The sequence below is a fragment of the Streptomyces sp. R-07 genome (genome assembly GCF_049913175.1).
Taxonomy (GTDB): Bacteria; Actinomycetota; Actinomycetes; order Streptomycetales; family Streptomycetaceae; genus Streptomyces.
In genome coordinates this window covers 5,951,603-5,976,594 of record NZ_CP183978.1, presented here as the reverse complement: position 1 = coordinate 5,976,594, position 24,992 = coordinate 5,951,603, and the positions used below count along the sequence as shown (strand labels likewise).

General features: G+C 71.4%; 15 protein-coding genes. 3 read left to right on the top strand and 12 right to left on the bottom strand.

Features of this window, described 5'->3' with window-relative positions:
* Positions 1–85 precede the first annotated feature (85 nt).
* From ACN9M0_RS27495 to nrdR, 3 genes are all read right to left on the bottom strand, one after another.
* Entirely contained in the window at positions 86–1,060 is a 975-nt protein-coding gene (locus ACN9M0_RS27495; protein ID WP_426404361.1) for a hypothetical protein, read from the bottom strand.
* A gap of 932 nt (positions 1,061–1,992) precedes the next feature.
* Positions 1,993–4,887, bottom strand: a complete 2,895-nt coding sequence (locus ACN9M0_RS27490; protein WP_366038515.1) for a vitamin B12-dependent ribonucleotide reductase — start codon at positions 4,885–4,887, stop codon at positions 1,993–1,995.
* 173 nt (positions 4,888–5,060) lie between these two features.
* Positions 5,061–5,570, bottom strand: a complete 510-nt coding sequence (gene nrdR, locus ACN9M0_RS27485) for a transcriptional regulator NrdR (RefSeq protein WP_366038514.1) — start codon at positions 5,568–5,570, stop codon at positions 5,061–5,063.
* Positions 5,571–6,008: 438 nt separating this feature from the next.
* On the opposite strand from nrdR, the gene lexA reads away from it, so the two are divergent.
* Positions 6,009–6,797 (top strand): transcriptional repressor LexA, encoded by a 789-nt coding sequence (gene lexA, locus ACN9M0_RS27480; protein WP_209497163.1) that lies wholly within the window; start codon positions 6,009–6,011, stop codon positions 6,795–6,797.
* Positions 6,798–6,942: 145 nt separating this feature from the next.
* Here lexA and ACN9M0_RS27475 read toward each other — a convergent pair whose 3' ends face one another.
* From ACN9M0_RS27475 to ACN9M0_RS27455, 5 genes are read right to left on the bottom strand one after another with little or no spacing between them, the layout of a single operon-like run.
* Complete coding sequence (locus tag ACN9M0_RS27475; RefSeq protein ID WP_399698841.1) at positions 6,943–8,916, bottom strand: ATP-dependent DNA helicase; 1,974 nt, start codon at positions 8,914–8,916, stop codon at positions 6,943–6,945.
* Between the two features lie 50 nt (positions 8,917–8,966).
* Positions 8,967–10,859: an IucA/IucC family protein gene (locus ACN9M0_RS27470; RefSeq protein WP_366038512.1), complete on the bottom strand. Its 1,893-nt coding sequence runs from the start codon at positions 10,857–10,859 to the stop codon at positions 8,967–8,969.
* A gap of 58 nt (positions 10,860–10,917) precedes the next feature.
* The gene (locus ACN9M0_RS27465; protein ID WP_426404360.1) at positions 10,918–11,574 is read right to left on the bottom strand and encodes a GNAT family N-acetyltransferase; all 657 of its coding nucleotides are present in this window, start codon (positions 11,572–11,574) and stop codon (positions 10,918–10,920) included.
* Between the two features lie 56 nt (positions 11,575–11,630).
* Positions 11,631–13,769, bottom strand: a complete 2,139-nt coding sequence (locus tag ACN9M0_RS27460; RefSeq protein ID WP_426404359.1) for an IucA/IucC family protein — start codon at positions 13,767–13,769, stop codon at positions 11,631–11,633.
* A gap of 39 nt (positions 13,770–13,808) precedes the next feature.
* A complete protein-coding gene (locus ACN9M0_RS27455) occupies positions 13,809–15,254 on the bottom strand; it encodes a diaminobutyrate--2-oxoglutarate transaminase family protein (protein WP_366038509.1) in 1,446 nt (481 codons plus the stop codon).
* A gap of 320 nt (positions 15,255–15,574) precedes the next feature.
* Here ACN9M0_RS27455 and ACN9M0_RS27450 point away from each other — a divergent pair, with 320 nt between their 5' ends.
* Positions 15,575–16,747 carry a trypsin-like serine peptidase gene (locus ACN9M0_RS27450; protein WP_366038508.1) on the top strand — a complete coding sequence of 391 codons (1,173 nt, stop codon included), beginning with the start codon at positions 15,575–15,577 and terminating at the stop codon, positions 16,745–16,747.
* A 113-nt stretch (positions 16,748–16,860) separates the two neighbouring features.
* On the top strand, positions 16,861–18,033 hold the full coding sequence (locus ACN9M0_RS27445; RefSeq protein ID WP_366038507.1) for a trypsin-like serine peptidase: 1,173 nt from the start codon (positions 16,861–16,863) through the stop codon (positions 18,031–18,033).
* Positions 18,034–18,110: 77 nt separating this feature from the next.
* On the opposite strand, the gene hflX is transcribed toward ACN9M0_RS27445, so the two are convergent.
* From hflX to dapF, 4 genes are all read right to left on the bottom strand, one after another.
* Positions 18,111–19,604, bottom strand: a complete 1,494-nt coding sequence (gene hflX, locus ACN9M0_RS27440) for a GTPase HflX (protein WP_366038506.1) — start codon at positions 19,602–19,604, stop codon at positions 18,111–18,113.
* Between the two features lie 122 nt (positions 19,605–19,726).
* Complete coding sequence (locus ACN9M0_RS27435) at positions 19,727–21,217, bottom strand: M1 family metallopeptidase (RefSeq protein ID WP_426404358.1); 1,491 nt, start codon at positions 21,215–21,217, stop codon at positions 19,727–19,729.
* Positions 21,218–21,543: 326 nt separating this feature from the next.
* Entirely contained in the window at positions 21,544–23,685 is a 2,142-nt protein-coding gene (locus ACN9M0_RS27430) for a RelA/SpoT family protein (protein WP_426404357.1), read from the bottom strand.
* 175 nt (positions 23,686–23,860) lie between these two features.
* Positions 23,861–24,748 carry a diaminopimelate epimerase gene (gene dapF, locus ACN9M0_RS27425; RefSeq protein WP_366038500.1) on the bottom strand — a complete coding sequence of 296 codons (888 nt, stop codon included), beginning with the start codon at positions 24,746–24,748 and terminating at the stop codon, positions 23,861–23,863.
* Positions 24,749–24,992 lie beyond the last annotated feature (244 nt).

Genomic DNA, 24,992 nt, shown 5'->3' with positions numbered 1-24,992 from the left:
AACGGGCAATGCCGCCGACGGGGAGCCGGCGTTTCGCCGACTCCCCCGCTTTGACCAGGCACGTCATGCTTGGTGGGCGCCTACTTTACTGGCGGAGGGTAGGCGTTCCTGGCGTGCGCCATTCCCCGCCGGGTGTCGGCCGGTCGGCGAACGCCCGCAGCTGACGGCCTGACACCGTCTCTACGAGCCGGACGATCCCGGGGTCCCTGGCCGTGAGGGCATCCCTTGCCACCTCGCACCAGTCATCACGCTCGAGAAGAGCCAGGTAGTCGTCCCTATAGGGCTGCCATCGCTGAACAGGCCCGATCGAACCTGCGTCACCGTGTTCCCCCAGGCTGCTCGCCAACCACGCGGCGATGCAGTAGCGGCTGGCGGAAGGCCCCAAACGCTCGAGGTGGCGAAGATGCGCAGCCAGCACCGCCTCGGCATGGGGATAGCGCGAGAGGGTCGTTCCCATGCCTTGGCTGTAGGTCATCACCAGGAGCAGCCGTCCGGTGTGGTCGGTGACCTCGTCATCCACGATGGGCTCGGCGAGGGCTTCGTGAAGGCCGGCAGTCTGGGCCACGCTGCCGACGAAGTACGCGTTGAGGAAATCGCCATCGCATGCTCTGCGGAGGAGCCAGGGCCGAGCAACGGGATCGTCGAGTCGACAGAGGGCTTCGACGACGTAGACCCGTCCCCAGCCGGTGACTCGATCAGCCAGCCAAATGAGGGCGTCGGTGCCTCGAGGCAGTCTTTCCAAGGCGTGTGCTGCAAGGGGACCGAAATGGTCGGACAGCAGGCCGATAGTTTGGATCAGCGGGATATCGTCGACGGTTCCCACGGCGGCGACCAGGGCGAGCCCCACGGTGACCGAGCAACGATCGGTTCCGTGCCGGACCAGCCACCGGCCCGTCTCGCGAACGCGGCGCCTATTCGCCCGCTCCGCCGCGGAAGCGATGTGTTCGTTGGGGTGAATCGGAACGTAGATGTCGCGGAAGGCACCGACCAGTTCGCTTGGAAGGGCAGAGGTACGGGCGAAATGCGCGTCCAGGACGAGCGCGGCGTCCTTGCCGGCCAAGCACCGATCCTTCGGCGCCTTCGGCTGAGGCCAGCGACGGTGCAATGCATCGTCGGGGTACGGCTCCCCGTCCCGCGGTAGCGGCTCGCCCGGCGCCTGCTGGTGCAGTTGTAGCGCGTGTTCGAACAGGGTTGTCTGTGATCCGGGCAGTTGCATCCCGGCCGTCTCGCTCATCGGCGGACGCAGGACTCGATTCTCTTGATCATGTCGGGGAGCATGACAGGGCCCGTCGCCGCCTGCAAGGCTTCTCACCGGCCGCATCTCATGGCCGTGGGGCTTCCGCACCTCCTTCAGCCAACCGACTCTCGATGGAGGCCGTCCAGTCTCGTGCTGTGTTCTTGGACGCGCGAACGGGACTTCCGTGAGTGCTGACCGACTGGCCAACGGGGTGGCGCCGGTCGGTCTTCCCGCTAAGTTCCCTGGAAAGAGCCACCGTTGCCCTCCCACCGCTCGCCCCACACTGATCGTGGCTGGCCGGCACGCTTGTTCCTTCACAAGCGCCGCAAAAGCCGGTGACATCAGGACGGACTGTGTCCCCAGGGAAAGACAGGTGCCGTCCCTGCGCTCACCCACGTGGTCCAAGGTCCGTTGTGCAATACGGCTGACTGGGACTCCGTACAGCAGCACCAGCACCCCTGCAACCCGAACATTCACAGGAAGATCGACCCCCGCACATGGGCCGCAGCACCGACCGCTCTCAGCAACACCGATGAGAGGGCGCACGCTTCGGCACAACGGACACTCGGCCGCCCTGCCTCGAACTCGTTCGTAACAGGTGATGCGAACCGGCCCAACCGGCCAACGGGCCGTTACGCCCTGGTCACAGACGCGACGAAGGGGATCGACCCATGGTCGATCCCCTTCGTGAGCTGCCGGTCAGCTACGTGTGCGGGCTACGTCGGTTGTTGCATCCGACGCGATTCCGCCCAGTTTCAGCTGCAGCCGCTGGTCGAGCCGCAGCCCTCGCAGATGTAGCAGGAGCCGGCCCGCTGCATCTTCGTACCGCAGGAGAAGCAGAGCGGGGCGTCGGCGCTGATGCCGAGCTGCATCTCGACGAGCTCCGCGGAGGTGTGGGCCTGCTTCGGGGCCGGGACCTCGGCCTTGGGGGCCGGGGCGGCGACGGCCTTCAGCTCCTGGGTGCGGGGCGCGGACTGGGCCAGCGCCTCGACGTCGACGTCCTCGTCCTCGGGCTGCTCGTACGAGCCGGTGTCCAGGTGACGCTGGCGCTCCTCGGCCGAGTGGATGCCGAGGGCGGACCGGGTCTCGAAGGGCAGGAAGTCGAGCGCCAGGCGGCGGAAGATGTAGTCGACGATCGACTGCGCCATCCGCACGTCCGGGTCGTCCGTCATGCCGGCCGGCTCGAAGCGCATGTTGGTGAACTTCGAGACGTAGGTCTCCAGCGGGACGCCGTACTGCAGGCCGACCGAGACGGCGATGGAGAAGGCGTCCATCATGCCGGCGAGGGTGGAGCCCTGCTTGGACATCTTCAGGAAGACCTCGCCGAGACCGTCGTCCGGGTAGGAGTTGGCGGTCATGTAGCCCTCGGCGCCACCGACGGTGAACGAGGTGGTGATCCCCGGACGGCCCTTGGGCAGACGCTTGCGGACCGGGCGGTACTCGACGACCTTCTCGACGGCCTCGCGGATCGTCGCCTCGGACTTCGCGGTGACCTCGGCCTTCTCGCTCTCCTTCTTCTTGGCGGAGAGCGGCTGGCCGACCTTGCAGTTGTCGCGGTAGATCGCGAGCGCCTTCACGCCCATCTTCCAGGCCTCGAAGTAGACCTCCTCGACGTCCTCGACCGTGGCCGTCTCCGGCAGGTTCACGGTCTTGGAGAGGGCGCCCGAGATCCACGGCTGGATGGCGGCCATCATGCGGACGTGGCCCATCGCGGAGATGGAGCGCTCGCCCATGGCGCAGTCGAAGACCTCGTAGTGCTCGGTCTTCAGGCCGGGGGCGTCGATCACATTGCCGTGCTCGGCGATGTGGGCGACGATCGCCTCGATCTGCTCCTCCTGGTAGCCCAGGCGGCGCAGGGCCTGCGGGACGGTGCCGTTGACGATCTGCATCGAGCCGCCGCCGACGAGCTTCTTGAACTTGACCAGGGCGAGGTCGGGCTCGAGGCCGGTGGTGTCGCAGGACATCGCGAGACCGATGGTGCCGGTGGGGGCGATGACCGAGGCCTGGGCGTTGCGGAAGCCGTTCTTGGCGCCGAGGCGGATCACGTCCTGCCAGGCCTCCGTGGCGGCGGCCCAGATCGGCGAGTCCAGGTCGTCCATGCGGACGGCCTTGGTGTTCTCGTCGGCGTGCTGCTGCATGACGCGCTGGTGCGGCGCGGCGTTGCGGGCGTAGCCGTCGTACGCGCCGACGACCGCGGCGAGCTCGGCGGAGCGCTTGTACGAGGTGCCGGTCATCAGGGAGGTGATGGCACCGGCGAGGGCTCGGCCGCCGTCGGAGTCGTACGCGTGGCCGGTCGCCATCAGCAGGGCGCCGAGGTTGGCGTAGCCGATGCCGAGCTGGCGGTAGGCGCGGGTGTTCTCGCCGATCTTCTCGGTGGGGAAGTCGGCGAAGCAGATGGAGATGTCCATCGCGGTGATGACGAGCTCGACGACCTTGGCGAAGCGCTCGACGTCGAAGGACTGGTTGCCCTTGCCGTCGTCCTTGAGGAACTTCATCAGGTTCAGCGAGGCGAGGTTGCAGGACGTGTTGTCCAGGTGCATGTACTCGCTGCACGGGTTCGAGCCGTTGATGCGGCCGGACTCGGGGCAGGTGTGCCAGTGGTTGATCGTGTCGTCGTACTGGATGCCCGGGTCGGCGCAGGCCCACGCGGCCTCGGCCATCTTGCGGAAGAGCGACTTGGCGTCGACCTCCTCGATGACCTCGCCGGTCATGCGCGAGGTGAGGCCGAACTTCCCGCCGGACTCGACGGCCTTCATGAACGTGTCGTTCACGCGGACGGAGTTGTTGGCGTTCTGGTACTGGACGGACGTGATGTCGTCGCCGCCCAGGTCCATGTCGAAGCCCGCGTCACGGAGGGCGCGGATCTTCTCCTCCTCCTTGACCTTGGTCTCGATGAAGTCCTCGATGTCGGGGTGGTCGACGTCGAGGATGACCATCTTGGCCGCGCGACGGGTGGCGCCGCCCGACTTGATCGTTCCCGCGGAGGCGTCTGCGCCGCGCATGAAGGAGACCGGACCGGAGGCGTTGCCGCCGGAGGAGAGCAGCTCCTTGGAGGAGCGGATACGGGAGAGGTTCAGGCCGGCGCCGGAGCCGCCCTTGAAGATCATGCCCTCTTCCTTGTACCAGTCGAGGATCGACTCCATGGAGTCGTCGACGGACAGGATGAAGCAGGCGGAGACCTGCTGGGGCTGCGGCGTGCCGACGTTGAACCAGACCGGCGAGTTGAAGCTGAAGATCTGGTGCAGGAGGGCGTAGGCCAGCTCGTGCTCGAAGATCTCGGTGTCGGCGGGCGAGGCGAAGTAGCCGTACTCCTCGCCGGCCTTCGTGTACGTCTTCACGATCCGGTCGATGAGCTGCTTGAGACCGGTCTCGCGCTGCGGGGTGCCGACGGCGCCCCGGAAGTACTTGCTGGTGACGATGTTGACCGCGTTCACCGACCAGAAGTCGGGGAACTCGACGCCACGCTGCTCGAAGTTGATCGAGCCGTCGCGCCAGTTGGTCATGACGACGTCACGGCGCTCCCACGCCACCTCGTCGTACGGATGCACGCCAGGGGTGGTGTGGATGCGCTCGATACGCAGGCCCTTGCTCGCCGACTTGGCTCCCTTGGTGCGGGAACCACGTGCCGGGCCGCTCGCCGTCTCTGTCATGCCGCCTCCCATATACGGGCAAAACACACTTTGGCACCCAGATAGTCCCAGGGCACCGTCTTCTGTACGTCGTTCTGTACTGCTGCCACAGGGACCACAGGGGTCGCCCGGGGCACGTCTGCCGGGCCGCACGGCGGCCGGTCGCCGGGCCGTCGAGCGGCCCGGACCGCCGATCAGTCGGCGGCGGTGGCGGGAACGGGGACCTCAGGGGTCGCACCGGTCCCGCGGTTCTCAGCGGGAGGCCGCACACGGAGTTCCGTGATGGCGGCCTCGAAGTCTTCGAGGCTGTCGAAAGCCTTGTACACGGACGCGAAGCGCAGGTACGCGACGAGGTCGAGCTCCTGCAAGGGGCCGAGGATGGCCAGGCCCACATCGTGGGTGGTCAGCTCGGCACTCCCGGTGGCGCGCACCGCCTCCTCGACCCGCTGGCCGAGCTTGGCGAGGGCGTCCTCGGTGACCGGTCGCCCCTGGCACGCCTTGCGGACGCCGGAGATGACCTTGGTACGGCTGAAGGGCTCGGTGACGCCGGAGCGCTTCACCACCATGAGCGAGCACGTCTCCACCGTCGTGAAACGACGGGAGCAGTCGGGGCACTGGCGACGACGTCGGATCGACGTCCCGTCGTCGGTGGTGCGACTGTCGACGACACGGCTGTCAGGGTGCCTGCAGAAGGGGCAGTGCATTGGTTCCGACCCTCCTCATGGCACGACTGACGAGCCTCACCAGGCCCGTCAAGGCCCTGCGAAGCGACCACCAGCATAGGCGATACGGGCACCTCCGGCAGACCGGGGACCACTACCCCTGGGTGGCCGATGCCATCCAACCACTAGATCTTGGGTTGGGGGGACTTCCGGGCCCTCCGCGTGTCGCAGGGCGGGCGCTCCCGCGGATCCACGCCTCCGGGTGCGACACTGGGGCGGTGCACCGGGTGCTCGCGGCCCAGCGGCGAAGGCTACCGCAGCGACCGATTCGGGGCGGCGACGTGAGCGTGCTCATACACCCCCGCACATACACGCGTAAGGCAATCTGCGAATTTTCACTCGAACGTGTGTTTGGCGCAACCTTTCGAAAGCCACTACCGTTGTGCCAGCCAGGGAGACCATTCGAGAGGGGCCGACGACGTGACCACCACCGCAGACAGTGCCACCATCACCGCCCAGGACCGCTCCCAGGGCCGACTCGAGCCGGTGCACGCCATGAATGACACAAGCATGAACGGTGAGGAGCCCGGGCGACCTGCCCGCGCCCTCCCCGGGCGACCTCCAGGCATCCGAGCCGACAGCTCCGGTCTCACCGACCGGCAGCGCAGGGTCATCGAAGTCATCCGCGACTCGGTCCAGCGGCGCGGCTACCCGCCGTCGATGCGGGAGATCGGGCAGGCGGTCGGCCTCTCCAGCACCTCCTCGGTGGCGCACCAGCTCATGGCGCTGGAGCGCAAGGGCTTCCTCCGCCGCGACCCGCACCGGCCCCGCGCCTACGAGGTCCGCGGCTCCGACCAGCCGAGCACCCAGCCGACGGACACGACCGGCAAGCCGGCCGCGTCGTACGTCCCGCTGGTCGGCCGGATCGCGGCCGGTGGCCCGATCCTGGCCGAGGAATCCGTCGAGGACGTCTTCCCGCTTCCCCGCCAGCTGGTCGGCGACGGCGAGCTGTTCGTCCTGAAGGTCGTCGGCGACTCGATGATCGAGGCCGCCATCTGTGACGGCGACTGGGTCACCGTCCGCCGCCAGCCCGTCGCGGAGAACGGCGACATCGTCGCCGCGATGCTCGACGGCGAGGCCACCGTGAAGCGCTTCAAGCGCGAGGACGGCCACGTCTGGCTGCTCCCGCACAACGCGGCGTACCAGCCCATCCCCGGCGACGAGGCCACGATCCTCGGCAAGGTCGTGGCGGTGCTGCGGCGGGTGTGACACTCCCCGCCGGCTCTGACCGGGCCCCGGGACCCACTGCGCCGGTCCCGGGGCCCTGCCACGTCGTGACGTGACCCGCTGGGTCCTGTCCGGCCGGATCAAGGCCTGTCCGGCCCCTGATCCGGCCGGACCGGCAGGGCACCCCCTAGGCGTCCGCCGTCTTCGAGGCGGCGTCGATGGCGGCGAGGGACCTCCGCACCTGGTTGCGGTCCGTCGTGTACCAGAAGTCGGGCAGCGAGGCCTTCAGATAGCTGCCGTACCGGGCGGTGGCCAGCCGGGGATCGAGGACCGCCACGACGCCCCGGTCACCGGTGGCCCGCACCAGCCGGCCGGCGCCCTGGGCCATCAGCAGGGCCGCGTGGGTAGCCGCGACCGCCATGAAGCCGTTCCCGCCGGCCTCCTCGACGGCCTTCTGCCGTGCGCTCATCAGCGGGTCGTCCGGGCGCGGGAACGGGATCTTGTCCATGACGACCAGCTGACAGCTGGGCCCCGGGACGTCCACGCCCTGCCAGAGCGAGAGCGTGCCGAAGAGGCAGGTCTTCGGGTCGGCGGCGAAGTTCTTGATCAGCTCGCCCAGCGTGTCCTCGCCCTGGAGCAGGATCGGCAGCTCCGGGATCCGGGTCCGCAGCTCCTCCGCCGCCTGCTGCGCGGCACGCATGGAGGAGAAGAGACCGAGGGTCCGCCCGCCGGCCGCCTGGATCAGTTCGGTGAGCTCGTCGAGCATGTCGCCCCGCTCCCCGTCGCGCGCGGGACGCGAGAGGTGCTTGGCGACGTACAGGATGCCCTGCTTCGGGTAGTCGAACGGGGAGCCGACGTCGATGCCCTTCCAGACGGGCAGGTCGTCCCCCGTGGTGCCCTCGGGAGCCAGTCCGAGGGAGGCCCCGACCCCGTTGAAGTCGCCGCCCAGCTTGAGCGTGGCCGAGGCGAGCACCACGGAACGCTCCGTGAACAGCTTCTCCCGCAGCAGGCCCGAGACGGTCAGCGGCGCGACCCGCAGCGAGGCTCCGAACCGGTCGTGACGCTCGTACCAGACGACGTCGTACTCCGAGCCGTGGGTGATCCGCTCCGCGACGCCGTGCACGGTCTCCACGGAGGCCATGGCCTGCTTGCGCACCGCGTCCTCGTCCTGCACCGCCCGGTCCCGGGTGTTGCCCAGAGCCGTGATCACGGCGCGGGCCGCGTCCCGCAGCGCCATCAACGCGTACGCCAGGTCCTCCGGGATCTCCTCCAGGCGGCCCGGCAGCGCCAGCTCCATGACGCGCTCGAAGCCCTCCGCAGCGGTCTGCAGCTGGTCGGCCGTCTTCTCGTCCACGAGCTTCGCGGACCGGCGCACGGCACGGTTGACCTGGCCGGGCGTGAGCTCGCCGGTGGCCACACCTGTGACCCGGGAGACCAGCTCGTGGGCCTCGTCGACGATCAGCACCTCGTGCTGCGGAAGCACCGGGGCGCCCTCGATGGCGTCGATGGCGAGCAGCGCGTGGTTGGTGACGACGACGTCCGCGAGCTTGGCGCGCTCACGTGCCGCCTCGGCGAAGCACTCCGGCCCGTACGCGCACTTGCTCGCGCCGAGGCACTCCCGGGAGGAGACCGAGACCTGGGCCCAGGCCTTGTCGGAGACGCCCGGCGTCAGGTCGTCCCGGTCGCCGGTCTCCGTCTCGTCCGACCAGTCCCGCAGCCGCAGCAGGTCCTGGCCCAGCTTGCTCGTGGGCGCGGCCGCCTCGAAGGGGTCGAAGAGGCCGTCCTCCTCGTCCTGCGGGACGCCTTCGTGGAGCCGGTGCAGACAGAGGTAGTTCGACCGGCCCTTGAGCATGGCGAACTGCGGCCGGCGTCGCAGCTGCGGATGCAGCGCGTCGACCGTCCGGGGAAGATCGCGCTCGACGAGCTGGCGCTGGAGCGCCAGGGTGGCCGTGGCCACCACCACCCGCTCGCCCTGGGCCAGCGCCGGCACGAGGTAGCCGAGCGACTTGCCCGTGCCGGTGCCGGCCTGGACGAGGAGGTGGGAGTTGTCGTCGATGGCCTCGGCCACGGCCTCGGCCATGGTGACCTGGCCGGGCCGCTCCGTGCCGCCGACGGCGGAGACGGCGGCGTGGAGGAGGTCGGGGAGGGATGGCTTCGTCATAGCCCTTCCACCCTACGGGGCGCCACTGACAGCCGGGGCACGCGAGCACCTCACGCGAGCGGGTTGGGGACGGTGCCGTGGACGGCCGCGTGCGGACGCTCGGAACGGTCCCGGTAGCCGTCCAGGTGCAGACGGTTGCGGTTGAGACAGAGCCGCTCGATGCGCGGTGTCAGGAGGTCGAAGAGCTCGAAGCGTTCCTTCAGCTCGGGGAAGCGTGCCTGGTGCCGCAGGATCTCCGCCCGGACGAGATCCCAGAAGTCTTTTTCGGGCACTCCGAGTTGTTCCTCGCAGAGCGGCGCCAGGTAGCGGAAGACGCCGACGAAGAGCCCCGAATGGATGAATTGGATCAGGAATTCGGGTTCCTCGGTGAGGAGGACGTCGCGGACGTCGTCGGGGAGCGTCTCGTGCTCGGGGAGCGGCTGCGCGCTGATGTTCACGTCGTCGACGAAATCCTTGATCGCGAGACGGACGGGGACGTCCTCGCCGTCGTAGACGACGATGGCGTTCTCGCCGTGCGGGGAGAAGACCGTGCCGTAGCGGTAGAGGAAGTGCAGCAGCGGGGGCAGCAGGGCGGCGAAGAGGCGCTGGAGCCAGACGGCGGGGGCGAGGCCGGAGCGCTCGACGAGCTCGGCGACGAACGCCCGCCCGTCGGGGTCGGTGTGGAGGAGGGAGGCGAGGGTGCGGGCCCGCTCGCCCGGGGGCAGCCTCAGCGGCTCGCGCCAGATCGCGCCGAGGAGTTCCTTGTACTGGTACGGGACTTCCGGCAGCCGGTCGTACAGGGGGTGCTCGACCGTGACGGAGGCGACCTCGCCGAGGAGGATCACCCCGCACTCGTCCCGCAGGAACGGGTCGGATGCGCGCAGGCCGTGGACCCAGGCCGTCACGGCGGGCGCGGCGAGGGTTCGTTCTGTGGGCAGTCCGCGCCAGACGAGGGTGTTGAGCACCGACAGCGGCAGCTTGACGGTGTGCCGGTCCGGGCGGCTGGTGTTGAGGAAGGTACGGACGGACTGCTGCGGCAGACGGAGGTCGCCGTCGGCGGGGAGCGGGACGACGGTCCCGGCGGCGATGGCCGGGGCGTAGAGCGGCAGCAGGATCTCGTCCCACTGCCAGGGGTGGACGGGCAGCAGGAGGTAGCCGTCGGGCTCGTGGCCGCGGGCGGACAGCGCCGAGCGGAACGCGGCGTGCACCTCGGGGTCGAGCTCCCGGGCGTACAGCCGGTCGGGGGTGTCGAGGCCGGCCACGCCCCGGTAGGCGGCGAGGCGGTTGCTGACGGCGATCCAGGGCAGGCGGGTCGCGCGGCGGGCCTCGGGGGCCCAGCGGGCGGCGTCGGTGGCGGAGAAGCCGATGCGGCCCTTGTTGAGGACGAGCCAGGGGTGGCCGGTCTGGTGTCCTTCGAGTTCCGCGTAGGAGAGCTCGGCGAGCCGGTCGGCGGTGACGGCCGTGTGGTCGAGGCGGGCGTCCGCGGCGAGGGTGGTGGAGAGCTCGCGGATGAGGTGGCCGAGGGTGGCTCCGTCGAGCCCGAGGAGGTGGCGGGCGCGGACCAGGAAGTCGAGGGGGTCGGTGAGGGGCCGGCCCTCGTGGGTGACCGAGCCGGCGGTGACGTGCCAGCTGCCGTAGGCGCCGCGTCGGGCACGGAAGGTGAGCGTGGTGCCGTCGTCGAGTCGCAGCTCGTGGCGGTCGGGGTCGCCGTCGTCCACGGGCACGGGCTCGATGATCTCCTCGTAGGCGAACTCGGAGAGGGCCTTGGCGAGGAGACGCGCGGACGCCCTGGTCCAGGCGGCGGCGTTCAGCTCGGGGGGCGCGAGCAGTTCGGGCGCCGGGGCCGGGCCGGTGGTGTGAGCCTGGACAGGGCCGGTGGTGTGAGCCGGGCCGGAGCCGGTGGTGGTTGCCGGGGCTGCGGGCGTGGGTCGTGCGGAGTCGTGAGGTGCAGGGGACGTCGACACGAGGACTCCTCGGGGTGGGAACCGCTGTGGGTGGAGCGGCGTTTACAAGGCAGGGTGTTCACAGAACGTGACGAAGGGCCCGGTCACGGATCATGAGCGCGGCTCTCTTTTCGGGGAGGTCGACTTCCGCCGCGTAGCGGAAGCCGCCACTGAGGAACGCGGAGACGGAGGGGGTGTTGAGGATGTCGGGTTCGGCGACGACGCGGGTACAGCGGGGACGGTGGTTGAGGACCAGATCGGCGACGGCGCGCAGCAGCGTGGTACCGACGCCGCGGCCCCGATCGGTGACGCCCCCGATCAGCAGGTGGATACCCGTGTCGTGGGGAAGCGCCGGGTAGTACCGGGCGAGCGGGTCGAGATCGGCACGGTAGATCTCGAAGTAGCTCATGGGCGTTCCGTCGAGGTGGCCGAGACAGGGGACGCTCCGGCCGTCGCCCTCGAGTTGGGCGCGGACATGCTCGGCGGTGACGCTGTCGGGTCCGGCGAGCTCCCAGAAGGCGGCGACGGCAGGGTCGTTCATCCAGCGGGCGAGCAGCGGCAGATCCCGTTCGAGTCGCACGGGTGCGAGTCGGAAGGAGCCCAAAGGGGTTTCGGTGGCCCCCCAGGCGGCGACGGAGTCGAGCAGATCGCCGTCGAGGAGGGCGACGAGGTCGTCGACCCTCAGGTCCAGGGTGTCGTCCCCGGGCGGGTCGACCGGTGGGCTGGTCGGTGACACGGTGTCGCTCTCCTCTCGGCGGTGGGGTCGGTGCGGGCGTGGGGCGGCGCCGCGGGTCAGGTACGGAGGGGGTTGGTGACGGTGACGTAGACGGACTGGGTGTCGACGGGCCCGACGAGCTCGTCCAGGCCGTGCAGACGGGTGAGGAGATTGGCCTTGCTGCGCAGGGTCGCGGCTTCCAGGAGCCGGTGCGGAAGAGGGGAGCCCAGGGTGGTGGCGGAGCTGAGGAAGCTGCGGAAGGCGGCGAGCAGGACGCGTTCGTCGGCGAGGTGCTGGGCGCCGAAGGCGCCGATCAGACCGAGGACGTTGTTGATGCCGAGGTAGTAGGCGAAGCGCTCGTCGGTGACCTGGTCGGAGACGAAGGTGTCGCTGTCGGCGCCGATGCCGGGGAGGCGGCTCTCCAGCTCGCCCCGGTGGGACTCGCGGAAGTAGTAGCCCTGGTTGTCGCGGTAGCGGCCGCCGACCGGCCAGCCGTCCGGGTCCAGGAGCACCAGGGTGTTCTGCTGGTGCGCCTCCAGGGCGATGCCGGCGTGGCCGTCGAGCCAGAGGACGGGGCGGACGACCTGGTCGAGGTACCGGAGGAACCACTCGGCGGAGACGGCGGTGCTGGGACGGCCGGTGCGGGCGGAGAGGCGGCCGATCACGTCGGCGAGCCGGGAGCGCATGGTAGTGGCTCCTGGCCAGGGGCGGGGGGCCGTCAGGGAGGCGATGCAGACGGCGTCGTCGCCGGGGCCGAAGGGGTTGTGGCGGATCATGACGTCGAGGCCGGGGACGGGGGCGCCGTCCGGGGCGTCGACGGCGAGCCAGGCGGGGTCGCGGACGATGTCGAAGCCGGGGTGGGCGGCCTGCCACTCGTCGACGAGGCCGGTGCGGAGCAGCCGGTGGACCTCGACGCCGCGGTGGAGTTCCTTGCGGAGGTTCTCGCGGCGGGAGTTGGTGATGCGCAGGCCGAGGGAGAGCTTGAGCATGGCCCGGGCGCCGGGGCGGTGCACGGTGCGGACGGAGGAGGTGGGGTGCCAGGGGCTGCCGTGGAGGCCGAGGTCGTGGAGGAGGCCGTCGTCGAGGAGGGCCCGGACGTCGGGGCGGTGCAGGAGTTCGCGGGCCTGCCAGGGGTGCAGGGGCAGGGGCGCTGTGCCGGTGGGGAGGGTGAGTCCTTCGGCGAGGCCGGAGGCGAGTTGTTCGGCGGTGACGGGCCGGCCTTGTTCGGTCCAGGCGGAGTCGGTGGCCAGGAGGGTCTGGTCGACGGCGATCCAGTGGAGGGGGAAGGAGCCGTGGAGTTCGGGTGAGTAGAGCCGGCCCTCGGCCTCGGAGAGTCCTTCGCGGCTCTTGGGGGTGGGGTGGAGCGGGTGGCCGAGCAGCAGGGACTGTTCGGCGGCGAGGAAGAGGTCGGCGTCCGGGTGCGGCTGGGGCCGGCGGCGGCGCTCGGTGAGGAAGTCGGCGGTGCGGCGGGCGGAGTCGGCGACCCTGCCGACCAGGTCGGCGCCCTCGGAGCGGCCGGACTCACGGCTGAGCAGGGCGGCCACCGTGACGGCGTCGGCGGCCGGCGCGGAGGCCGGGAGTCCTTCGAGGGCGGGGGCGCCGAAGCGGTGCCAGCCGGTGGGCGACCAGTAGCGGACGGGAACGAGGAGGGCGGTGCCGCTGGAGTCGAGAGGGATGCGCAGGGTGGTGGAGCCGGGGGCCTGGAGGTTCTTCTCGCGGACCCAGCAGCGGAGGAGGTTCTCGACGGCTGCGGCGTCGGCGGCGCGCTGCGGGTCGGGGTCGTCCAGCGGGTCGGGGGTGCCGGCCGGGCGAGGCGTCCGGGGCTCGTACGGGCCGGTGTGCTGGCGCGGGACGGTGGGTTCCTCGGGGCCGAGCGGATCCGGGCCGAGCTCCTCGGGCCGGAGCGCCTCCGGGAGGAGGTCCTGGCTGCCCCGGTGCTCGACGCGACGGGCCTCGGAGCGACGGGCCTCGACGTGGAGGACCTCCGGGCGGAGGGCGTCCGAGTGGAGGGCCTCCGGGTGGAAGGAGTCCGAGTGGAGGGCCTCCGGGTGGAGGGAGTCCGAGTGGAGGGCCTCCGGGTGAAGGGCGTCGGCGCGGAAGGCATCGGGGCGGAGGGCCTCGGCGTGGAGGGACTCCTGGTGGAAGGAGTTGGGGGTGTGGAGGTGGTCGGTGGCGGGGGGCGGGGAGGTGGGGGTGGGGGTGGGGGTGGCGTTCACGGGGGCTTCCTTGGGGGTGGGGCCGGGGCGTTCCGGGGGTCAGTGGGACGGGCCGGAGGCGTTCCGGGGGGCCGTGGCCCGGCGGGAGGCGGGCGGGTGGGGGGTGTGGGCCCGTTCGGCCGCGGCCAGGGCGTCGGCGAAGCGGTCCAGGACGGCGGCGGCCTGCTCGTCGGTGAGGGTGAGCGGGGGCAGGAGCCGGACCACCGCGGAGTGGCGGCCGCCGAGTTCGACGATGAGTCCGCGGGCGAGGCACTCCTGCTGGACGGCGAGGGCCAGGGCGGGGGCGGGGGGCGGGACGGGGTCGTCCGGTCCGGCCGCGTCGGGATCGACGAGTTCGACGCCGATCATCAGGCCCCGGCCGCGGACGTCGCCGACGCAGGGGTGGGCGGCGGCGAGGCCCTGGAGTCGGCCGAGGATACGGGCGCCGAGGGTGCCGGCCCGTTCGGCGAGCTTGTTCTCGCGGACGTAGGCGAGGGTGGCCGTGCCGGCGGCCATGGCGAGCTGGTTGCCGCGGAAGGTGCCGGCGTGGGCGCCGGGTTCCCAGGCGTCGAGCTCCGACCTGTAGACGATGACCGCGAGCGGGAGGGAGCCGCCGATGGCTTTGGACAGCACCATCACGTCGGGCACGACGCCGCTGTGCTCGACGGCCCAGAAGGTGCCGGTGCGGCCGACCCCGGTCTGGACCTCGTCGACGATCAGCGGGACGGAGCGGTCGGCGGTGATGCGGCGCAGGCGGCGCATCCAGTCGTCGGGGGCGGGCATGACCCCGCCCTCGCCCTGGACGGCCTCGACGATCATTCCGGCGGGCGTGGTGACGCCGCTCTTGGGGTCGTCGAGGAGGTTCTCGGTCCAGCGGGCGGCCAGTTCGGCGCCGCGCTCGCCGCCGACGCCGAAGGGGCAGCGGTACTGCTGCGGATAGGGCAGCCGGGTCACGCGGACGTCGGTCGCTCCTCCGGAGGCGTCGAGGGCTCCGGCGGTCATGCCGTGGTAGGCGCCGGTGAAGGCGAGGAGCCCGCTGCGGCCGGTGGCCGTCCGGACGAGTTTGAGGGCCGCCTCGACGGCGTCCGTGCCCGCCGGTCCGCAGAACTGGATGCGGGCGTCGTCCGCGAGTTCGCCGGGAAGGGTGGCGAACAGTTCGGAGGTGAAGGCGTCCTTGACGGGGGTGGCGAGGTCGAGGACGTGGAGGGGCGCCCCTGAGTCGAGGACCTTCCTGATGGCTTCCAGGACCACGGGGTGGTTGTGGCCGAGAGCGAGCGTCCCGGCTCCGGACAGGCAGTCCAGGTAGCGGCGGCCGTCGGCGCCCTCGATGGTCAGTCCCCTGGCCCGTACGGGGACGATCGGCAGGGAGCGGGCGTAGGTGCGCGCGGCGGACTCGCGCTGGGACTGGCGGCGCAGGATGCCCTCGTACTCGCCCCCTCGGTCCGTCGGCCTGGTCTGCGTGCGCGCGGCCGGTGGGACGGCCGGAGCTGATTCGGTCACGGCCACGGCTCGGTGTCCTCCCGCGGTAACAGTTGCGTTGCACATCGGGGCGTCGCGGAGCCGCCGCAAGGGCCGCCCTGAACGCCACCGTTGTGTCCCCCGTACGTACCAACGACGGGAACTGCCGGGGATCACGGGCCGGAGGGCAGGAAGTTGGCGTGTCCCGGATCACGGCACGACAACGGCTGAACGATGTCCGGAACCGCCGGCGGGGCGCGTACCGTCCCCTCCGGCACCGGCATAGTGGGGGCGGTCGGCCGTGTCCGCGAGGACACGGCCGCTGTTCGCCCATGCACAAGTTGACGTAGTCCCAGGGGGATCACGAGATGCGATCGATTCGTCCGCTGCTGATGGCGGCTTCCGCCGTCGCGGCGCTGACGCTCACCGTCACGGCCTGCGGTCCGAGCGAGGAGAACGCGGGAGACAAGCCCGTCGCGCCCGTAAGCCTGGACCCGGACAAGATCAAGATTCCGGAGGACCTGAAGGACCGCCTGAAGGAACACGGGATCGACCTCGACAAGTGGCGGGGTGGCGAGTGGAAGAACTGGGACCGCGCCAAGTGGCTGCGTGAGGCCAAGGACTTCGTCAACCCGATCATCGAGGACCTCTGGGACCCGGACCGGATGCGCGAGGCCGAGCGGCCCGACAAGCCGGTCGAGGAGGAGGACATCTCGGGCGACAAGGGTGTCACCGACCCGACTCCGGCCCCGGTGCGGGCGAAGGCGGTGGCGGCGAAGTACCACGACAACGCCGCCGAGTCCGGCAAGGTCTTCTTCGACGGTCCCGAGGGCTCGATGGTCTGCTCGGCCACGGTCGTGAAGGACCCGGCGCACCCGGGCAAGTCCAACCTGGTCTGGACGGCCGGGCACTGCGTGCACAAGGGCAAGCAGGGCGGCTGGTACCGCAACATCGCCTTCGTGCCCTCGTACAACGACGCGGCGCTGGCGACCTCGGACCTGGAGAAGGCGACGCGGGAGCAGATCGCCCCGTACGGCGTCTGGTGGGCGGACTGGGTCAAGACCTCCGACCAGTGGATCTCCGAGGGCGCTTCCACCGGCGGTGCCGGCGCTCCCTACGACTTCGCGGTCATCAAGGTGACCCCGGAGAAGGGCGCTTCGGGCAAGTCGCTGGAGGAGACGGTCGGTTCGGCGCTCCCGGTGGAGTTCAACGCTCCCGCGGTGCCGAAGATCGCGAGCCTGACGGCGACCGGCTACCCGGCGGCGCCGCCGTTCGACGGCCAGAAGATGTTCCAGTGCACGGACAAGCCGGGCCGGCTGTCCCTGAAGGCGGAGCAGCCGACGATGTACCGGATCGGCTGCACGATGACCGGTGGTTCCTCCGGCGGCGGCTGGGTCGCCGAGGGCAGTGACGGCAAGCCGGCGCTGGTGTCGAACACCTCGATCGGCCCGTCGACGGCCGGCTGGCTCGCCGGCCCGCGCTTCGGTCCCGAGGCCAAGGCCATCTTCGAAGAGGTCAGCAAGAAGTACGCCGGCCAGTAGGCACGGTTCGGAGGCGGGGCCCCCGGGTCCCGCCTCCCCCCATGTCCGGCCCGACCGGCATACTGTGCACCGCTTATGACACGTCCATGGCAATACCAACGGGGAATACATTCATGCGTTCCGTACGGCTCATACCCGCCGCTCTCGGCCTGGTCACCGCGCTCGCGCTGACCGCCACGGCCTGCGGCCCCACCGAGACCCCGGCCGACGGCAAGCCGGCCGCCGGGGCGAGCAGCTCCGCGCCCGCCGCGGACGGCGGCGACGCCGGCGCCGACCTGACCAAGGACCTCGCCGACAAGCTCAAGAAGCACGGCGTCGACCTGGACAAGTGGAAGAGCGGCGAGTGGAAGAACTGGGACCAGGACACCTGGCTCCGTGAGGCCGAGGACTTCGTCAACCCGGTCATCGAAGGACTCTGGGACCCGGCGCGCATGCAGTCGGCGAAGAGCCCGGACCAGACGATCACCGCGCAGGCCGGCAGCGGCGGCACCGACCCGACGCCCCGGCCCGTCAAGGCGCAGCGTGAGAAGACGCCGTACCACCGCAACGCGGCCCCGGTCGGCAAGATCTTCTTCGACTCGCCCGAGGGCCACATGGTCTGCTCCGGCACCATCGTGAAGGACCCGCGCCGCCCCGGGAAGTCGAACCTGGTCTGGACGGCCGGCCACTGCGTCCACGCGGGCAAGAAGGGCGGCTGGTACCGCAACATCACCTTCGTCCCGGCCTTCAACGACCTGGGCAAGTCCCCCGCCGCGCTGCAGAACGCGCAGCCGCAGGAGGTGTACCCGTACGGCCAGTTCTGGGCCGACTGGGCCGTCACCTCGGGCGAGTGGATCAACGCGGGCGGCACCAACCAGGCCTGGCCGTACGACTACGCCGTGCTGCACGTGCAGCCGGAGCGCGGCGCGAAGTCCCTGGAGGAGACCGTCGGCGTCGCCCTGCCGGTCGACTTCTCCGCCCCGTCGGCCGCGCAGTCCGGGACGATGGGCGCCTGGGGCTACCCGGCGGCGCCGCCGTACAACGGCATGATCATGCACAAGTGCCTCGACCGTCCGACCCGACTCACCACGGCTCCGGCCACGCCGACGATGTACCGGATCGGGTGCACGATGACCGGTGGCTCCTCGGGCGGCGGCTGGTTCCGCGTCCTGCCGAACGGCACGACGGCCCTCGTGTCGAACACCTCGATCGGCCCGGCCGGCAGCAACGGCTGGCTCGCCGGACCGCAGCTGGGTCGCGGCGGCAAGGCCGTCCACGAGATGGTCAGCAAGAAGTTCGCCCGCTGACGCTCTGAGCAGCTCGGACACAGCAGAAGGCGCCGGGCTCCTCCCGAAGGGGAGGAGCCCGGCGCCTTCGCCTTTCGTCAGTGCGCGGCGGGCACGTACGGCGCGAGCATCGCCGCCAGTTCCTCGTGGACCCGGGCCTTGAGCAGGGTGCCTTCCGGGGTGTGCTCCTCGGACTCCACCTCGCCCTCGGCGTGCACCCGCGAGACGAGACCGCCGTGCGTGTAGGGCACGAGGGCCTCCAGCTCGACCTGCGGACGCGGCAGCTCGCTGTCGATGAGCGCGAGCAGCTGGTCCATGCCCTGGCCCGACCGGGCCGAGACCACGATGGAGTGCTTCTCCATCCGCAGCAGGCGCTGGAGCACCAGCGGGTCCGCCGCGTCGGCCTTGTTGACGACGACGATCTCCGGCACGTTCACCGCGCCGACGTCGCGGAAGACCTCGCGCACGGCGGCCAGCTGCTCCTCCGGGGCCGGGTGCGAGCCGTCCACCACGTGCAGGATGAGGTCGGACTCGGCGACCTCCTCCATGGTGGAGCGGAACGCCTCGACCAGGTGGTGCGGCAGGTGCCGGACGAAGCCGACGGTGTCGGCCAGGGTGTAGACCCGGCCGGTGGGCGTCTCGGCCCGGCGAACCGTCGGGTCGAGGGTGGCGAACAGCGCGTTCTCCACGAGGACGCCCGCGCCGGTGAGCCGGTTGAGCAGGGAGGACTTGCCGGCGTTGGTGTATCCGGCGATGGCGACCGACGGCACCTTGTTCCGGCGGCGCTCCTGCCGCTTGATGTCACGGCCGGTCTTCATCTCCGCGATCTCCCGGCGCATCTTCGCCATCTTCTCGCGGATGCGGCGCCGGTCGGTCTCGATCTTGGTCTCACCGGGACCACGGGTGGCCATGCCGCCACCGCCGCCGCCACCCATCTGACGGGAGAGCGACTGACCCCAGCCGCGCAGCCGCGGCAGCATGTACTGCATCTGCGCGAGCGCGACCTGTGCCTTGCCCTCTCGGGACTTGGCGTGCTGGGCGAAGATGTCGAGGATGAGGGCGGTCCGGTCGACCACCTTCACCTTGACGACGTCTTCGAGGGCGATGAGCTGGCCGGGGCTGAGCTCGCCGTCGCAGACCACGGTGTCGGCACCGGTCTCGAGCACGATGTCGCGCAGCTCGCGCGCCTTGCCCGAGCCGATGAACGTGGCCGGGTCCGGCTTGTCGCGGCGCTGGATCACGCCGTCGAGCACGAGGGCGCCCGCCGTCTCGGCGAGGGCCGCGAGCTCCGCGAGGGAGTTCTCCGCGTCCTGCACCGTCCCCGAGGTCCAGACACCGACCAGCACGACGCGCTCCAGACGCAGCTGTCGGTACTCGACCTCGGTGACGTCCTCGAGCTCGGTGGAGAGGCCGGCGACACGGCGCAGGGCCGCACGCTCGGAGCGGTCGAACTGCTCGCCGTCCCGCTCTCCGTCGATCTCGTGGCTCCAGGCGACGTCCTCTTCCATCAGGGCATCAGCCCGAAGGCTCTCGGTACGGTTCGTCTCCGCGAAGCTCTGCTCGTCCTGGGAAGGGGAAGAAGAGGAGGTCATTGGATCCTTACGTCGATGAAGAGATATGTCTCTGCCGGTCACAACGCCTGCGGACGCCGGAAGATTCCCGGCCGCGGCCGCGTCGCCGACCTGAAGATGGTGACACGGCCCCGCCGGGCCCGTCACCCGGGTTTCGGCGCGGTCCTCGCGGCCTCGACGGGACGGCTGCGCCAGTCCGGGTGCCCGGGCATCGCCGGGGTCTTCGCCTCGTACAGCCAGCCGCGGAAGAAGGCGGTGAGGTCCCGTCCGGCGACCTCGCCGGCGAGCGCGACGAAGTCGGCGGTGGTGGCGGTCCCGTCCCGGTGTTCGGCGACCCAGCGGCGCTCCAGGGTCCGGAAGGCATCGGTGCCGATCGTCCGGCGGAGCGCGTAGAGGACGAGGGCGCTGCCGTCGTAGACCACGGGCCGGAAGAGGCTGATCTTGTGGGTCGGCGAGGGGGGCTCGGGGGCGGCCGGCGGCCCGCCGTCGGCCCGCCACCCGTCGGAGGCCGCGTAGGCGGCCTTCATGCGCCGCTCCATGGACTTACCGGCGGTCTCCTCGGCGTACAGCGCCTCGTACCAGCTGGCGTGCCCCTCGTTGAGCCACAGGTCTGACCAGGCGCGGGGCGAGACGCTGTCGCCGAACCACTGGTGGGCCAGTTCGTGGACCATGACGGAGTCGACGTACCACTCCGGGTAGGCGGGCTCGGTGAAGAGGCCGCGCTCGAAGAGCGAGAGGGTCTGGGTCTCCAGCTCGAAACCGGTGTCCGCGTCGGCGATGAGCACGCCGTACGTCTCGAAGGGGTACGGGCCGACCTGCCGCTCCATCCATTCCAGGTGGCCGGGGGTGCGGCGCAGCCAGGGCTCCATGCGCTCCCGGTCGGCGGTGGCCACCACGTCCCGGACGGGCAGCCCGTGGGGGCCGTCGCGGTGGACGACGGTGGAGCGGCCGATGGAGATCTGGGCGAGCTCCGTGGCCATGGGGTGTCGGCTGCGGTACGTCCAGGTGGTGGTGGCGCCGTGGTCGACGCGGCCCGCGGGGAGCCCGTTGGCGACGACGGTGAGCTCGCTGGGGGCGGTGATCCGGAAGGTGAACCAGGCCTTGTCCGACGGGTGGTCGTTGGAGGGGAAGACCCGGTGGCCGGCGTCGGCCTGGTTGGCCATGGCGAGGCCGTCGCCGGTGCGGACCCAGCCGCCGGTCTCGGCGGGGCCGGCGGGGTCGCTGGTGTGGGTGACGGTGATCTCGACCTCCTCGCCCGCGTCGATCGGGACGGCGGGGGTGACGACCAGGTCCTCGCCGCTGCCGGTGTACTCGGCGGGCAGGCCGTCGACGGTGACGGCGGAGACCGTGCCGTGGGTGAAGTCGAGGTTGAGCCGCTCCAGGTCGGCGGTGGCGCGCGCGTCGATCCGGGTCACGGCGGCGAGGGGCTTGGTGTTGACCCCCGGATAGGTGAAGTCGAGCGTGTACGCGAGGACGTCGTAGCCGGGGTTGCCGAGGTGCGGGAAGAGCGGGTCCCCGATGCCGAGCGGCGCCGGGGCGGGCAGCGCGGCGGCGACGAGCCCGGCCGAGGCGGCGACCAGGACGGCGGAGCGGAGCCACCGCGCGCGGGGCAGGGGGGTTCGGACGAGCGGCATGGGCCAGGGCCTTTCCGGAGGACTGGCCCTACGGCTACCAGGGAGGCCGCCGCTCACCGGGGCGGCGCGCGCGCCGGCCACCCGAAGGGGGTCGTCGGCTCAGGCCGCGCGAGTGGCGGGCGCGGGTGTCGTCCCAAACCCCGGGGCGCCGCGACTCACGCCGTTCACCCCAAAGGGCCTCGTCGACTCAGGCCGCGCGAGTGGCGGGCGCGGGTGTCGTCCCAAACCCCGGGGCTCCGCGACTCACGCCGTTCACCCCCAGGGCGTCGTCGGCTCAGGCCGCGCGAGTGGCGGGCATCGCTGTCGCCTTACACGTCAGGGCGCCGTCAGCCCAGGCCGCCGGCGTGGCGGGCGCGGCTCACGTCGTACACACCGGGGACGTCCCGCATGGCCTTCATGAGGACGGTGAGGCCGGCCACGTCGGGCAGGTGGAGGGTGTACGTGTGGCGGACCCGCTGCTCGCTGGGCGGCTCGACGTTCGCGGAGACCACGGCGGCGCCGAAGGCGGCGATGGCTTCGGTGAGGTCGGCGAGCAGCCCGGGCCGTCCGAAGGACTCGGCGACGAGGGTGACCCGGCCCTGGGGGGTGTCGCCCCAGCGGACGGTGACGGGCTCGCGGCCGAGACCGCGCATGGCGTCGGCGGCCGAGCAGCGGGCGCGGTGGACGGTGACCGATCCGCCGCGCACCCGGAAGCCGGTGATCTCGTCGGGCGGTACGGGGGTGCAGCAGCCCGCCGGGCGGACGGCCGCGGGCGGCTCGCCGTCCAGGTCGGCGTGGAGTTCGGCGCCGGAGCGGCGGTCGGCGGCGACGCTGACCTGCGGCCGGGGGTCGGTGGGGGCGGCGGGGGCCGCGGCGCTCTCGGGATGGGCCGTGAGCCAGCCGGTGATCGCGATCCGGGCGGCGGGGGTACGGGCGTGGTCCAGCCATTCGGGGGACGGCCCGGACACGGTGTCCTGGGCGAGCAGCAGCTGGACGGTGTCCCCGTCGCCGAGGACGGTGCTGAGCGGGGCGAGGCGGCCGTTGACGCGGGCGCCGAGGCAGGCGTGGGCGCCCTCGCCGTGCTGCGCGTAGGCCGCGTCGACGCAGCTGGCGCCGGCGGGCAGGCTGATCGTGCCGGGGGCGCTGCCGTCGGCGCGGAAGACGGTGATCTCGTCGTCCTCGGCGAGGTCGGCGCGGAGCGAGGTCCAGAAGGTGTCGGGGTCGGGGGCGGACTGCTGCCAGTCGAGGAGCCGGGAGAGCCAGCCGGGGCGGGTGGGGTCGACGCGCTCGCCGTCGTCGGTCTGCGGGACGGCGGCGTCCGGCTCCTGGCCCACGTGCGGGTTGCCGAGGGCGACGACTCCGGCCTCGGCGACCTTGTGCATGCGGTGGGTCCGGATGAGGACCTCGGCGACGGCGCCGTCGGGGGCCGCGATCGCGGTGTGCAGCGACTGGTAGAGGTTGAACTTGGGGGCCGCGATGAAGTCCTTGAACTCGGAGATCACCGGGGTGAAACAGGTGTGGAGCTCGCCGAGGACCGCGTAGCAGTCGGCGTCCTCGGCGACGAGGACGAGGAGCCGCCCGAAGTCGCAGCCGCGCAGGTCGCCGCGCTTGAGGCGGACCCGGTGGACGGAGACGAAGTGCCGGGGGCGGACGAGGACCTCGGCACCGATGTCCGCCTCGCGCAGGACGGCGGTGACCTGCTCGGCGACGGAGCCGAGCGCATCCGTGGCACCCGGGTTGCCGGCGATGAGCGCGCGGGTGGTCTCGTACTCCTCGGGGTGGAGGATCGCGAAGACCAGGTCCTCCAGCTCGGTCTTGAGGGCCTGGACGCCGAGCCGCTCGGCGAGCGGGATGAGGACGTCCCGGGTGACCTTGGCGATCCTGGCCTGTTTCTCGGGGCGCATCACGCCGAGGGTGCGCATGTTGTGGAGGCGGTCGGCGAGTTTGATCGACATGACCCGGACGTCGCTGCCGGTGGCGACGAGCATCTTGCGGAAGGTCTCGGGCTCGGCGGCGGCGCCGTAGTCGATCTTCTCGACCTTGGTGACGCCGTCGACGAGGTAGGCGACCTCGTCGCCGAACTCGCGGCGCACCTGATCGAGCGTCACCTCGGTGTCCTCGACGGTGTCGTGGAGGAGGGAGGCGGTCAGGGTGGTGGTCTCCGCGCCGAGTTCGGCGAGGATGAGGGTGACCGCGAGCGGGTGGGTGATGTACGCCTCGCCGCTCTTGCGGAACTGGCCGCGATGCGAGGACTCGGCGAGGACGTACGCCCGGCCGAGCACCGTCAGGTCGGCCTCGGGATGGTGGGCGCGGTGCGCCTCCGCCACATGGCCGATGGCGTCGGGCAGGCGGTCACGGGGTGCCGGTCCGGCGGTGGCGTTCAGCAGGGCGGCGCGGCCGAGGCGGCGCAGGTCGATCCGGGCGCGTCCGCGTCTGCGGACGGCCACGTCGGTGGGGGCGGCCTCGGGGTTGGTGGCCTCTGCGCTCATGGGGCACCTCCGGCAACATGGACCGGCGGTGGGCGGGCCAGGCGTGCCCGGGGGGCCGGTGCTTGATGCTACCGACCCCACCACGCGGCGCAGTCACGCTCTCGCTCAGCGTGAACCGGATCACCCATTCGAGCGACAAATCAGTCGTTGACAGTTTCGATTCCGTCGCTCGCGATCACGTGGTCGCGGTCAGCCACGCCGGGTCGACGGCGCCCTCGGCGACGATGACCGCGGGTCCCGTCATGTCGATCCGGCCGTCGGGGTGCTCGGTGATCACCAGGGTCCCGCCGAGCACGTCGACGGTGTACGTGACGGGGGTGCCGCTCTCGGCGGGGTCGACGCCGTCCCGGCGGGCGGTGGCGACGGCGACGGCGCACGCGCCGGTGCCGCAGGAGCGGGTCTCGGCGGCACCGCGCTCGTGGACCCGCATGGCGACGTGGCGGGGGCCGCGGTCGGCGACGAACTCGATGTTCACCCCGTCCGGGTAGACCGCGGCGGGCTCGTACGGCGGCTCGGTGAACAGGTTCCCGGCGTGGTCGAGGTCCTCGACGAAGGCGACCGCGTGCGGGTTGCCCATGTTCACGTTCCGCGCGGGCCAGCTGCGGCCGTCGACGGTGACGGTGACCCCGGCCTCGGCGAGCACGGCGCGGCCCATGGCGACGGTGACGGAGCCGTCCTTGTCCAGGTGGACGTGCTTGACCCCGCCCCGGGTGGCGACCGCGACCTCGCCGGCGCTGACGTGCCCGGCGTGCTCCAGGTAACGGGCGAAGACCCGGACCCCGTTCCCGCACATCTCGGCGACCGAGCCGTCGGCGTTGCGGTAGTCCATGAACCACTCGGCCTCGTCGGCCAGGTGGCGCGCCTCGGGATGCGCGGTGCTGCGCACGACGTGCAGCAGCCCGTCGCCCCCGATGCCGGCCCGCCGGTCGCAGAGCCGCGCGACGACGGTGGGGGGCAGGTCGACGGCGTTCTCCGCGTCGGGGACGATCACGAAGTCGTTCTCGGTGCCGTGGCCCTTGAGGAAGGGGAGCGGCGAGGTCGGCGAGGTCTGCGTGCTGGTCACGCGATCAACTGTACGGGGCGGGCCCGACAGGCGACTCGACCTGTCCACAGGGCGGCCCTGCGGGTACGGCCGCGCTCGGCTCTCATCCGCCCGGGCCCCGTTCCGTACGGGGCCGGGCCGGGCCGCGTACAAGGCGAGGCCACGTCACATACGGGCGCGGCCGCTTTCGCAGTGGCAGTCGCGGGTCGCAGTCGCAGTCGCAGAAGGAGAGACCACGTCCCGCTCCGGCGCCTCGGCCGGCTTC

Excerpts from the sequence above, each read along its gene's own strand:
- ACN9M0_RS27490 (WP_366038515.1), bottom strand. The coding sequence starts at position 4,887 with ATGACAGAGACGGCGAGCGGCCCGGCACGTGGTTCCCGCACCAAGGGA.
- nrdR (WP_366038514.1), bottom strand. The coding sequence starts at position 5,570 with ATGCACTGCCCCTTCTGCAGGCACCCTGACAGCCGTGTCGTCGACAGT.
- ACN9M0_RS27475 (WP_399698841.1), bottom strand. The coding sequence starts at position 8,916 with ATGACGAAGCCATCCCTCCCCGACCTCCTCCACGCCGCCGTCTCCGCC.
- ACN9M0_RS27450 (WP_366038508.1), top strand. The coding sequence starts at position 15,575 with ATGCGATCGATTCGTCCGCTGCTGATGGCGGCTTCCGCCGTCGCGGCG.
- ACN9M0_RS27445 (WP_366038507.1), top strand. The coding sequence starts at position 16,861 with ATGCGTTCCGTACGGCTCATACCCGCCGCTCTCGGCCTGGTCACCGCG.
- hflX (WP_366038506.1), bottom strand. The coding sequence starts at position 19,604 with ATGACCTCCTCTTCTTCCCCTTCCCAGGACGAGCAGAGCTTCGCGGAG.
- ACN9M0_RS27435 (WP_426404358.1), bottom strand. The coding sequence starts at position 21,217 with ATGCCGCTCGTCCGAACCCCCCTGCCCCGCGCGCGGTGGCTCCGCTCC.
- ACN9M0_RS27430 (WP_426404357.1), bottom strand. The coding sequence starts at position 23,685 with ATGAGCGCAGAGGCCACCAACCCCGAGGCCGCCCCCACCGACGTGGCC.